The following is a 12,074-nucleotide window of genomic DNA, read 5'->3' on the forward strand; positions in this document are numbered from 1 at the left end:
CCTCACCCGCCTCACCCGCCTGTCCGCCGCGGCGGCCGTGGCAATGGTCGCCGCCGCGGCCGCGCATGCCGACCCCGTGGCCGTGTCCGGCCCGAGCCCGTTCGCCGCCTGCACCATCGGCGGCCCCGGCACGAACTACGTGAACGCCGAGGTCGAACCGTGGCTGGCGGTCAACCCGGCGAACCCGATGAACATGATCGGCGTGTGGCAGCAGGACCGCTGGTCGAACGGCGGCGCCCACGGGCTCGTCGCCGGCTACACGTTCGACGCGGGCGCGACCTGGGCCCGCACGCCGCAGCCGTTCAGCGCATGCGCGCCGGGCGGGCTGAAGTACGAGCGCGCGTCCGATCCATGGGTATCGTTCGGGCCGGACGGCACCGCGTATTCGGTATCGATCTCGTTCAACCAGTCGAACAATGCCAACGCGGTGGCCGCGTCGGTGTCGACCGATGGCGGACAGACCTGGAGCAGCCCGGCCGTGCTGATCGCGAACGACGAACCGACGACGCAGTTCTTCAACGACAAGGAATCGGTGACGGCGAACCCGGTGAAGGCCGGCACGGCCTACGCGGTGTGGGACCGCCTCGAACTGCCGAACGGCAACCCGTACGCGAACCTGCACACGCACGCCTACCGCGGGCCGACACTGTTCTCGAAGACGACCGACGGCGGCAAGACGTGGAGCGCACCGAAGGTGATCGTCAACGTGCCGTCGCGTCAGCAGACGATCGGCAACCAGATCGTCGTCGATCCGAAGAGCGGCACGCTCTACGACTTCTTCGACCTGATCCAGCCGCCGTTCAGCAAGGCGGCAGGCAAGGTCGCGTTCATCAAGTCGACCGACGACGGCGCGACGTGGACGAAACCGCAGGTGATCGCGGGGCTCCAGACCGTCGGCGTCACCGATCCGAACACCGGCGAGCCCGTGCGCACCGGCGACATCATTCCGGAACCCGCGATCGATCCGGCCTCGGGGCAGCTCTACGTGGTGTGGCAGGACAGCCGCTTCAACGGCGGCACGTATGACGAGATCGCCGTATCGACGTCGAAGGACGGCGGCGCGACGTGGAGCACGCCGCAGCAGTTGAACACGCCGACCGGGCGCCCTGCGTTCAATCCGTCGGTGCGCGTCGACAACACGGGCGCCGTGATGGTCACCTACTACGACTTCCGCGACCTGCAGGCCGGCAACACGACGACGCTGCCGACCGGTTTCTGGCGCAAGATCTCGCATGACGGCGGCACGACGTTCGCCGACGAGCGGCGCGTCGGCGGCCCGTTCGACCTGAAGCTCGCGCCGAACGCGGAAGGCTTCTTCATCGGCGACTACCAGGGGCTCGACGTGATGCCTTCGTCGTCGTTCCACCCGTTCTTCGTGCAGACCAACGCGGGCAACCTGACGAACCGCACCGACGTGTTCTTCGCGCCGTGATGCACGCGTGAGCGCAGCGCTGCCGCGACGTCCGTCGCGTCGCGGCAGCGGGCCCGAATGCGCGTCAGTGCATGTCGGTGAGCACGATGCGACCGTCGACTTTCCCTTCGCGCAGCCGCGCGAATATGTCGTTGATGTTGCCGAGCCGGTCGCGATGGATATGCGCGCGCACCAGCCCGTCCGCCGCGAAATCGAGCGACTCCTGCAGGTCGCGCCGCGTGCCGACGATCGACCCGCGCACCGTGATGCCGTTCAGCACGCTCGAGAAGATCGGCAACGGGAAATCGCCCGGCGGCAAACCGTTGAGCGCCACCGTGCCGCCGCGCCGCACCATCCCGAGCGCCTGCGCGAACGCACTGCGCGACACGGCCGTGACGAGCACGCCGTGCGCGCCGCCGATTTCCTTCTGGATCACTTTCGCAGGATCGTCGATCGACGCATCGATCGTCAGCTGGGCACCCAGCTCGCGCGCGAGTGCGAGCTTGTCGGGCGAGATGTCGACGGCCGCGACGTGCAGGCCCATCGCACGCGCGTATTGCACGGCCACGTGGCCGAGCCCGCCGATACCGGAAATCGCGAGCCACTGGCCCGGGCGCGTATCGGTGACGCGAATGCCCTTGTAGACCGTCACGCCCGCGCACAGGATCGGCGCGATCTCGTCGAACGCGACCTGCGCCGGCAGATGGCCGACGTAAGCGGGATCGGCCAGCACGTATTCCGCATAGCTGCCGTTGACCGAATAACCGGTGTTCTGCTGCTCGTGGCAGAGGGTTTCCCAGCCGGTGTGACAGTACTCGCAGTGGCCGCATGCGGTGTAGAGCCAGGGCACGCCGACGCGGTCGCCCTCGCGCACGTGCGTGACGCCTGCGCCGACCGCCGCGACGACACCCACGCCTTCGTGTCCGGGAATGAACGGCAGCGTCGGCTTCACGGGCCAGTCGCCGTCGGCTGCGTGCAGGTCGGTATGTCAGACGCCCGTCGCCTTGATGTTGACGAGGATCTGGCCAGGGCCCGGCGTCGGAATCGGCACTTCCTCGATGCGCAACGGTTCGCCGAACGCGTGCACCACGGCCGCTTTCATGGTTTGAGTCATGCGTCGCTCCTGTCTGGTCGATGACCGCGCCAGTATCCGGGCTCGAAACCGGAACGCATTGATACGCGTCAACGGGGCGGGAATCGTGCGCGCCGGTGGCGGATTCATGGTGGGACGCGTGGCGCAAACCGCCGCTGCGCCGCCGGGTCGACGGCCCGCCTCTGCTTTCGCAGCCATTTCAGCCGTTTGTCGGAAACCCTGTGGCAGGCCGCCGTTTCGCTTGGAGTTTGAAATGATATAACATATCATTTCGTGATCTCGCCCACCTGAAAACCGTTTCATCCGGGTGGCCGGGTTACGCCGAGTCATATCCAGACGGGTCACTGCGCGCCACAGACGCAACAATATATCGTATCCAGCCGTGACCCGCATGGCTCGCCTTCCGATCGAACTCCAACCCATTCCAATTGATTCACCGACCATGCGCGACCTCCCTCGTCTACCGCTTCGCCCGCTCTCGCCCGTCTCGCTGATGCTGTTCGCCGCCGTCGCGCACGCGCAGGCCGATGCGCCCGCGTCGCCGACACCGACGCAAACCACTGCGCTCGCGCCGATCTTCGTGACCGCGAACCCGCTCGGCGACACCGACCTGATCTCGCCGACCGCGCAACTGTCCGGCGACGCGCTGACGCGCCGCCAGGCCGATTCGCTCGGCGAGACGCTGAACGGGCTGCCCGGCGTATCGACCACCACCTACGGGCCGATGGTCGGCCGCCCGATCATCCGCGGGATGGACGGTGACCGGATCCGGCTGCTGCAGAACGGCGTCGCGGCCTACGACGCGTCGTCGCTGTCATACGACCATGCGGTGCCGCAGGATCCGCTGTCGATCGAGCGCGTCGAAATCGTGCGCGGGCCGGCCGCGCTGCTGTACGGCGGCAATGCGGTGGGCGGCGTCGTCAACACGATCGACAACCGGATTCCGCGCGAGGCGATCGAAGGCGTGACGGGCGCGCTCGACGCGCGCTACGGCGGCGCCAATTCGGTGCGCGCGGGCGCCGCGCAGGTCGAAGGCGGCAACGGCCGCTTCGCGTTCCATGTCGACGCGTTCGACCGCGAAACGAGCAAGCTGCGGATTCCCGGCTACGCGCGCAGCAGCCAGCAACGCGCGATCGACGGCCCCGACACGCCGCAACCGTACGGCAACGTGCCGAACAGCGACGGCCGCGTGCATGGCGGCGCGGTCGGCGCGTCGTACACGTGGGCCGACGGTTTCGCGGGCCTGTCGTACAGCGGCTACGAGTCGAACTACGGCTCCGTCGCCGAGGACGACGTGCGCCTGCGAATGCGCCAGGAACGGCTCGCGCTCGCCTCCGAGATACGCAACCTGAGCGGCCCGTTCACGAAGCTGAAATTCGACTTCGCGTACACCGACTATCGCCACAAGGAAGTCGACAACGGCGAGACGGCCACCACCTTCCGCAACCGCGGCTACGAGGCACGCATCGAGGCGCGGCATCGCAGGATCGGCCCGTTCGAAGGCGCGATCGGCGTGCAGTTCGGCCAGAACACGTTCTCGGCGCTCGGTGACGAATTGCTCGTGCCGTCCACGCGCACGAACAGCGTCGCATTGTTCGGTCTCGAGGAATGGCAGGTCGTCCCGGCGCTCAAGCTGAGCCTCGGCGGGCGCTTCGAGCACGTGAAGGTCGATCCCGATCCGGCCGGCGTCGAGAAATTCGCGGGCGCGCAGCCGCGCGACTTCAATGCCGGCAGCGTCTCGGCCGGCGCGCTGTTCTCGCTGACGCCCGTGTGGTCGGTGGCGGCCAACGTCGCATACACCGAACGCGCGCCGACCTTCTACGAGCTGTATTCGAACGGCCCGCACGATGCGACCGGCCAGTTCCTGATCGGCAACCCGAACGCATCGAAGGAAAAGGCCGTGTCGACCGACCTGTCGCTGCGCTACGCGAGCGGGCCGAATCGCGGCAGCGTCGGCGTGTTCTACAACCGCTTCTCGAACTACCTGACCGAGTACAACACGGGCCGCGTGGTGAACGACGACGGCGAACCGGTCGCGCCCGGTACCGACGGTTCGCTCAACGAGGCGATCTACCGTGGCGTGCGCGCCGAGTTCTACGGCATCGAGCTGGACGGCAAGTGGCGCGCCTTCGCGCGGCGCGGCCATACGGTCGACCTGGAGCTGACGGCCGACTACACGCACGCACGCAACGTCGATACAGGCCAGCCGCTGCCGCGCATCGCGCCGCTGCGCGCGACACTCGCGGCCGACTACGGCTACGGCCCGTTCGGTGCGCGCGCGCAGGTCACGCATGCGTGGTCGCAGCATCGCGTGCCCGACAACGACTTTTCGACGGACGGCTACACGTCGCTCGGCGTGATGCTGACCTACAAGTTCCGCGTCGGTGCGACGCACTGGCTCGCGTACCTGCGCGGCGACAACCTGACGAACCAGGAAATCCGCTATTCGACCTCGGTCGTGCGCGGCCTCGCGCCGGAAGGCGGCCGCAGCGTGATGGCCGGGTTGCGCACCACGTTCTGACCCTCTCATGGCCCGCGGCGCCCGCCGCGGGCCGCGTTGCGGCGCCTCCACTCCGCCACGAATTTCCGCTTTCCGGACAATTCCGCCCATCGCGCATACATACCGACGACGCGCACCGGTTCCCTCCCCAATTAGAGCGCGACGGAATTTCGTTTTATTCACCCATAAATAGAAACAAATTCATCAGACAATTATTAGCGAAAATATCTCTTTTGCCTCGCCCGATAAAACCGGTTTCAAATTCCACGTATAAACCTTTGAATCACGGGCGCCTCTGTTCTTTCTGCCCGGGTTCGAGCAAACCCGCCCGAAAAGGATTCCAGCGCTAAAAAAACTAATATCAGGGTTTTCGAAGGGTAAAGAATCATTCCGTATACCCGTTAATGCCGGCACGAGCCCGTATCTGGTCGAACAATAAATTCAATTCACCAACCACACGCGCAGGGGCACAACGTGAATATCGCCAGAATGAGCATCAAGACAAAACTCCTCGGCGGCTTCGGCCTGCTCGCCGCGGTCGTCGTGATCGTGTCGGGCGTGGCACTCAAGGCGCTATCCGATACGAACGCCGAGTTTTCCCGCTACATGAACGGCATCAACGCGCGGGCGAACCAGTCCGCGCAAATCCGAACCGCGGTCGACCGGCGCGCGATCGCCGCGCGCAACATCGTGCTCGTGACCAAACCGTCCGATCTCGAGTTCGAACTGGCCGAGGTGAACCAGGCGCACAAGGACGTGCAGGAACATCTCGCGAAGCTCAAGGAGATGATGGCGAACGCGACCGACACCTCCGATCGCGCGCGCGAACTGGTGGACAACATCGCCCGCATCGAATCCAGCTACGGGCCCGTCGCGCTGCGTATCGTCGGGCTCGCGCAGGCCGGCAAGAAAGAAGAGGCGACCGCCGACATCGACGACAACTGCCGCCCGCTGCTCGCGCAGCTCGTGCGTGCGACCGATGCCTACGCGACCTATACGCATGAACGCGAACTCGCGATCGCCCAGCAATTCGCGGATCGTTATGCGATGGAACGCAACCTGCTGGCCGGCATCTGCCTGATCGCGGTCGCGCTCGCGGCCTGCGGCAGCCTGTGGCTGACGCGCAAGATCACGGTGCCGATCGGCTCGGCCGTGGACGTCGCGCGCACGGTCGCGAACGGCGATCTCGGCAGTCGCATCCACGTCAGCGGCAATGACGAAACCCGCGACCTGCTCGAAGCGCTGCGGACGATGAACGAGCGGTTGATCGGCATCGTCGGCCGCGTGCGCGATTCATCGAACAGCATCGCGCATGCCGTGAGCGAGATCGCGTCGGGCAACCTCGACCTGAGCCAGCGCACCGAGGAACAGGCCGCGTCGCTGCAGGAAACCGCCGCGACGATGGAGGAATTCACGTCGACGGTGCGGCTGAATGCCGAGAACGCGCAACAGGCGAGCGCGCTCGCCGCGAATGCGTCGGATGTCGCGCATCGCGGCAGCTCGGTGGTCGGCCGCGTGGTCGACACGATGACGGAAATCGGCCAGAGCTCGTCGAAGATCGCCGACATCACGGGCATCATCGAAGGCATCGCGTTCCAGACCAACATCCTCGCGCTGAATGCGGCGGTCGAAGCGGCGCGTGCGGGCGAACAGGGCCGCGGCTTCGCGGTCGTGGCGAGCGAGGTGCGCAGTCTCGCGCAACGTTCGTCGACGGCGGCAAAGGAGATCAAGGAACTGATCACCGCGTCGGTGCAGACGATCCGCGACGGCTCGGCGCTCGCCGGCGAAGCCGGCAAGACGATGTCGGACGTCACGCAGGCCGTCGCGCGCGTGACGGACATCATGGGCGAGATCGCGGCCGCGTCGGCCGAGCAGAGCCGCGGCATCGACCAGGTGAACCTGACGATCACGCAGATGGACGAGACGACCCAGCAGAACGCGGCGCTCGTCGAGCAGGCCGCGGCCGCATCGAAGTCGCTCGAGGCGCAAGGTCGCGAGCTGTCCGAAACGGTTGCCGCGTTCCGGATGCCGTCCGGCACGCACGTGACGTCGTCGGGCACGCACGCGCAAGAACCCGCCGCGCATCACTGGCAACCGGCTGCCGCGTAGCGGCTACCGCAAGGAGACGGCGATGCGCACGCTGATTCGCCGGTCTGCCTGCGTCACGCTTGCGCATACCGCGCGATGGGCCGTGCATCGTCAACGTCCGGCTCGATCCGTTCGCACGCGCGCGTCGCACGTCTCCTTTTCCGGTTCGCTGCACGCGCGCGTGTAGCTCGCGCATCGGCGCAGCCGCGTCGTCGCCGGTCGTTTCTACCGACCGGCACGGCATCGTGCGCCTATCCGGGAACGCGCATCGTCACGGACGATCGCGCGCGATGCCCGTCGTCCGCATGCCTTCGCGCACGCCGCGTTTGCAGCGTTGCGCAAGTTTCGATCCCGGCCCTGTATCGCGCGTTGCCACACCGGCGACATGGAGATAACGCCGCGTTCGCACGCACATCGCTCGCCGACGCAGACTTTTAAAACGAACGAATGACGAGTATGCTTAAAAAAGCACTCCGCGTTCGGACGGCGAATCGCGTGCCCTGACTCCCGTCCGATCGTATTGCGGCCTCATCGCTTCGCGCACCGCGAGCCGATGGCGGCGTCAGCTTCTCGCGCCACGGCCGCACGAACCTTCCCCCAATAATCGTCAGGAGAGCTGGTGAGCCGACTCGTCGTCGTATCCAATCGCATTGCAGATCCCCGTAAAGCCGCAGCCGGCGGGCTCGCCGTTGCCGTGAAAGACAGCCTGCAGGAATCCGGCGGCGTCTGGTTCGGCTGGAGCGGAAAGCTGCGCGGCAGCGACGACCAGCCCGCGCATGGCGACGACGTGCAGATCCAGAACGTCGGCGGCATCCAGCTCGCGACGATCGATCTCGACCCGCAGGACTACGACGCCTACTACCTCGGTTATTCGAACAACGTGCTGTGGCCGGTGTTTCACTACCGGCTCGATCTCGCGCAGTTCGACCGCCGCTTCGCCGACGGCTACCGGCGCGTGAACCAGTTGTTCGCGCGCAAGCTGCGCACGCTGCTGCGTCCCGACGACACCATCTGGGTCCACGACTACCAGCTGATTCCGCTCGCCGCCGAGCTGCGCGCGATGGGCTGTACGAATCCGATCGGTTTCTTCCTGCACATCCCGATGCCCCCGCCGCCGATCATGGCCGCGATCCCGGAACACGAATGGCTGATGCGCTCGCTGTTCGCCTACGATCTCGTCGGCTTCCAGACCGAGTCGGATCTGCTCCACTTCGAGCATTACGTCGAAGCGGAAGCCGGCGCCGCGCGGCTGCCCGACGGCCGGCTGCGTGCATTCGGCCGCACGCTGTCGGCCGGCGCGTTCCCGATCGGCATCAACGTCGACGAGTTCGAGTCGCTCGCGCGCGACCGCGACGGCCTCGACATGTTCGAACGCATGCGCGACGAATACTCGCGCCGCCAGTTGCTGGTCGGGGTCGACCGGCTCGATTACACGAAAGGGCTGCCACAGCGCGTGCATGCGTTCCGCGAGTTGCTCGAACAGTATCCGGAGAACCGCGACCGTGCGACGCTGATCCAGATCGCCGCGCCGAGCCGCGAGGATCTCGGCGCGTACGACGACCTGCGGCGCGAGATGGACAGCCTGTGCGGCGCGATCAACGGCGACTACGGCGAGCTCGAATGGATGCCGATGCGCTACATTCACCGCACCGTCGCGCGCAAGCGCCTGCCGGGCCTCTATCGCGCGAGCCGCGTCGCGCTCGTCACGCCGCTGCGCGACGGGATGAACCTCGTCGCGAAAGAATTTCTCGCCGCGCAGGACGCGGCCGATCCGGGCGTGCTCGTGCTGTCGCGTTTTGCCGGCGCGGCCGAGCAGCTGAAGTCGGCGCTGCTCGTCAACCCGTACGACACGCAAGGCACCGCGCAGGCGATCCAGCGTGCGCTCGCGATGCCGCTCGAGGAACGCCGCCAGCGTCATGCGGCGCTGATGGCGATCGTGCGCAAGACCGACGTGCACTGGTGGCGCACGCGCTTTCTCGACGCGCTCGCCGAAGCGGCCGAAGTCGCGGCCGCGGCCGAATCCTGACGCGCGCTCACGCGTCCGTCGCCGCGAATTCGAGCGCCGCGCCGCTCGCATCGCACAGGTCGACCGACACCGGTATGCCTTCTCGCAGGCTATCCGTCAGCACGCAGTACGCATCGAACTGATCGAGCACGCGCGTCGCCGCCGCGAGATCGGCCCATGTCCTGCCGATCGACAGCCGTACCGACATCGCGCCCACGCGCACCCTGCCCGCTTCGTTCCGCACCATGTCGACATCGATGTGTGCGGCAATCGGCTGCGGATCGACATGCTGCTTTTCCAGCGCGAACAGCAGGCTCGCCGCGAGGCAGGTCGCGACCGCCGCGGCCAGCAACCGGATCGGGTTCGGCCCGCGTCCTTCGCCGAGCGGCGGCGGTTCGTCGGTGAGCACCGGCGACAGCGTCGTGCCGGCAAACACCACTTCGAAACAGAAGCGCGCCTGCTGCGCGACATCGACCGATATGTGCGCCTCGCTCATGGCGACTCCGCGCGGATCAACCGGGAAAGGAATGCCGGCACGCAGTCGCATCGATGCGCGCCGCCCGCAGGTTCGCGGCACCTTCAGCGCTCGGGTTCGCGTGGCGGCCCGTATGCGACGAAATCGCGCTCGACCGCGGACGCGTGCTCCGTTTCGATCGCGCCACCGCGTGCGCCGGCTTCATCGTCCGGAGCCGGTGCAGCCGGCGTCGCGGACGACGGTTCGACGCGCCCGTCGATCAGCGCCTGCAGCGCTTCGCGCTCGAGCACCTCGGATTGCAGCAGCCGTCGCGCGATGCGTTCGAGCGCATCGCGACGCTCGCCGAGCGTCATCGCGACCCGCGCATGCGCATCGGCGAGCAGCGTGCGCACCTCGTCGTCGATCATCCGCGCGGTGTGCTCGCTGCAGCGCCCGTCGCCCGCATGCCACGCGCCGGGCATGCCCTGGCGTACATCGCCGTCGTCGAACGTCGCAAGGCCGATCTTTTCGCTCATCCCGTACTGCATGACCATGTGCCGCGCCATCGCGGTCGCGCGTTCGAGATCGTTCTGCGCGCCCGTCGACACGTCGCCGAACACGAGCTCCTCGGCAACGCGCCCGCCGAGCAACGCATCGATCCGGTCGAGCAGTTCGCTCCGGCGCAACACGTAGCGATCCTCGGTCGGCACCTGCTGCGTATAACCGAGCGCCGCCACGCCGCGCGGAATGATCGACACCTTCTTCACCGGGTCGCAATGCGCGCGGCTTTCCGCGACAAGCGCATGGCCGGCCTCGTGATACGCGATGGTCAGCTTCTCCTGCGCGTTCATCACGCGGCTCTTGCGTTCGAGGCCCGTCAGCGCGCGATCGATCGCCTCGTCGAAGTCGGCCATCCCGATCGCCGGCTTGCCGAGTTCGGCCGCATGCAGCGCGGCCTCGTTGACGACGTTCGCGAGATCGGCGCCGACGAAGCCCGGCGTGCGCGATGCCAGCTCGCCGAGATCGACGTCGGCCGCGAGCTTCACGCGCTTCACATGCACGCCGAGAATCTGCCGGCGGCCGTTCACGTCGGGCCGGTCGATCGCGATGTGGCGATCGAAGCGGCCCGGCCGCAGCAGCGCGGGATCGAGGATCTCCGGCCGGTTCGTCGCGGCCATGATGATCACGCCGGAGCCGGCCTGGAATCCGTCCATCTCGACGAGCAACTGGTTGAGCGTCTGCTCGCGTTCGTCGTTGCCCGACATCGGGCCGACGCCGCGCACCTTGCCGAGCGCGTCGAGCTCGTCGACGAACACGATGCACGGCGCCTTCTGCTGCGCCTGCTCGAACAGGTCGCGCACGCGCGCCGCGCCGACGCCGACGAACATCTCGACGAACGCCGAGCCGCTGATCGAGAAGAACGGCACGGCCGCCTCGCCGGCCACCGCGCGCGCGAGCAGCGTCTTGCCGGTGCCCGGCGCGCCGACGACGAGCACGCCCTTCGGAATCTTGCCGCCGAGCCGCTGGTAGCGGTCGGGGTTGCGCAGGAACGCGACGAGCTGCTGCAGTTCGGCCTTGGCTTCGTCGATGCCCGCGATATCGTCGAACGTGATGCCGGTTTCCTGCTGCACGTACACGCGCGCGCGGCTCTTGCCCATCCCGGTGAAATCCTGCAGCCCGCCGCGCTTGCGCAGCATCATGTTCCAGATGAACACGAACAGCACGAGTGGCAGCAGCCACGAGGCAAGCGATGCCATCCAGCTCGTGTCGGGCGTGCCGTGATAGCGGATGCCGGCCGCGGTCAGCGTGTCGGTCAGGTGTTCGTCGCTCACGCGGTTGGTCGTGAACCGCCACGGCGCGCCGGCCTGCTGCACGGCCGAGGCGTCGGACGCCGGCAGCATCGCGCCGGCCTGCGGCATCTTCAGCGTGCCCGAGATCGACGCGGGGCCGACTTCGAGATCGTCGACGAGCCGTGCGGCGACGAGCCGGTGGAAATCGCTGTACGCGATCGACGCCGACGACGGACGCAGCATCAGCAACTGCGCGGCGAACAGCACGAAGAAGCCCGCCGCGATCAGCAATCCCGGGTAGTCGAATTTCCTGTCCATGGCATCCGGCCGGACGTGCGCGCTACGCTACGCTGCGCTGCCGCGGCACGGCGGACGTGCGTGGCTGCGCGCGCAGCCCGCGCGCGGCATCGGCGGCCATGCGGCAGCGGTAGTCATGCGTGCCATCTCGCCTCGCTCCTGCGCATCAACGATGCCGCGACAACGCCGTCGGCCGGCATCGCCGGGCAATCCTCGCCCGGGCGGCACGCCGCGACGCGCCGCCCCTGATTCAAGTCTAGTTCGCGCGAGTGCGTCGCGCATCGCTCGCGGCGCGACGGGAATCGTCCGACAAACACCTTTCATCCGCCCCCGTTGCCGCGTTATAGTCGCGTTCGTGACATTTTTGTGACAGATGCATCGCACGCGCCGATACGCCATACGGGCCGTTGCCTTCCATCGTTCGGCACGGCAGCCT

The 12,074-nt window shown here is 67.3% G+C and carries 6 protein-coding genes and 1 pseudogene; 4 read left to right on the forward strand and 3 right to left on the reverse strand.

Features of this window, described 5'->3' with window-relative positions:
• Positions 1-19 precede the first annotated feature (19 nt).
• Positions 20-1,432: a sialidase family protein gene (locus tag FOZ70_RS20020; RefSeq protein WP_258025682.1), complete on the forward strand. Its 1,413-nt coding sequence runs from the start codon at positions 20-22 to the stop codon at positions 1,430-1,432.
• 64 nt (positions 1,433-1,496) lie between these two features.
• On the opposite strand, the pseudogene adhP reads toward FOZ70_RS20020, so the two are convergent.
• Positions 1,497-2,525, reverse strand: a pseudogene (adhP, locus tag FOZ70_RS20025) (alcohol dehydrogenase AdhP).
• A 421-nt stretch (positions 2,526-2,946) separates the two neighbouring features.
• Between adhP and FOZ70_RS20030 the strand changes: the two are divergent.
• The 3 genes from FOZ70_RS20030 to otsA all read left to right on the forward strand — a co-directional run bounded on the left by FOZ70_RS20030 (position 2,947) and on the right by otsA (position 9,118).
• Positions 2,947-5,025, forward strand: coding sequence for a TonB-dependent receptor (locus FOZ70_RS20030; protein WP_225723323.1), 2,079 nt, complete (start codon positions 2,947-2,949; stop codon positions 5,023-5,025).
• A gap of 468 nt (positions 5,026-5,493) precedes the next feature.
• Complete coding sequence (locus FOZ70_RS20035) at positions 5,494-7,113, forward strand: methyl-accepting chemotaxis protein (protein ID WP_021162137.1); 1,620 nt, start codon at positions 5,494-5,496, stop codon at positions 7,111-7,113.
• 598 nt (positions 7,114-7,711) lie between these two features.
• A complete protein-coding gene (gene otsA, locus FOZ70_RS20040; protein ID WP_021162139.1) occupies positions 7,712-9,118 on the forward strand; it encodes an alpha,alpha-trehalose-phosphate synthase (UDP-forming) in 1,407 nt (468 codons plus the stop codon).
• A 7-nt stretch (positions 9,119-9,125) separates the two neighbouring features.
• Here otsA and FOZ70_RS20045 read toward each other — a convergent pair whose 3' ends face one another.
• Entirely contained in the window at positions 9,126-9,593 is a 468-nt protein-coding gene (locus FOZ70_RS20045; protein WP_048024606.1) for an OsmC family protein, read from the reverse strand.
• A gap of 83 nt (positions 9,594-9,676) precedes the next feature.
• Positions 9,677-11,659: an ATP-dependent zinc metalloprotease FtsH gene (gene ftsH, locus FOZ70_RS20050; protein WP_059588827.1), complete on the reverse strand. Its 1,983-nt coding sequence runs from the start codon at positions 11,657-11,659 to the stop codon at positions 9,677-9,679.
• Positions 11,660-12,074 lie beyond the last annotated feature (415 nt).

The organism is Burkholderia sp. COPS, assembly GCF_019425585.1.
Taxonomy (GTDB): Bacteria; Pseudomonadota; Gammaproteobacteria; order Burkholderiales; family Burkholderiaceae; genus Burkholderia; species Burkholderia cepacia.

Excerpts from the sequence above, each read along its gene's own strand:
- FOZ70_RS20030 (WP_225723323.1), top strand. The coding sequence starts at position 2,947 with ATGCGCGACCTCCCTCGTCTACCGCTTCGCCCGCTCTCGCCCGTCTCG.
- FOZ70_RS20035 (WP_021162137.1), top strand. The coding sequence starts at position 5,494 with ATGAGCATCAAGACAAAACTCCTCGGCGGCTTCGGCCTGCTCGCCGCG.
- FOZ70_RS20045 (WP_048024606.1), bottom strand. The coding sequence starts at position 9,593 with ATGAGCGAGGCGCACATATCGGTCGATGTCGCGCAGCAGGCGCGCTTC.
- ftsH (WP_059588827.1), bottom strand. The coding sequence starts at position 11,659 with ATGGACAGGAAATTCGACTACCCGGGATTGCTGATCGCGGCGGGCTTC.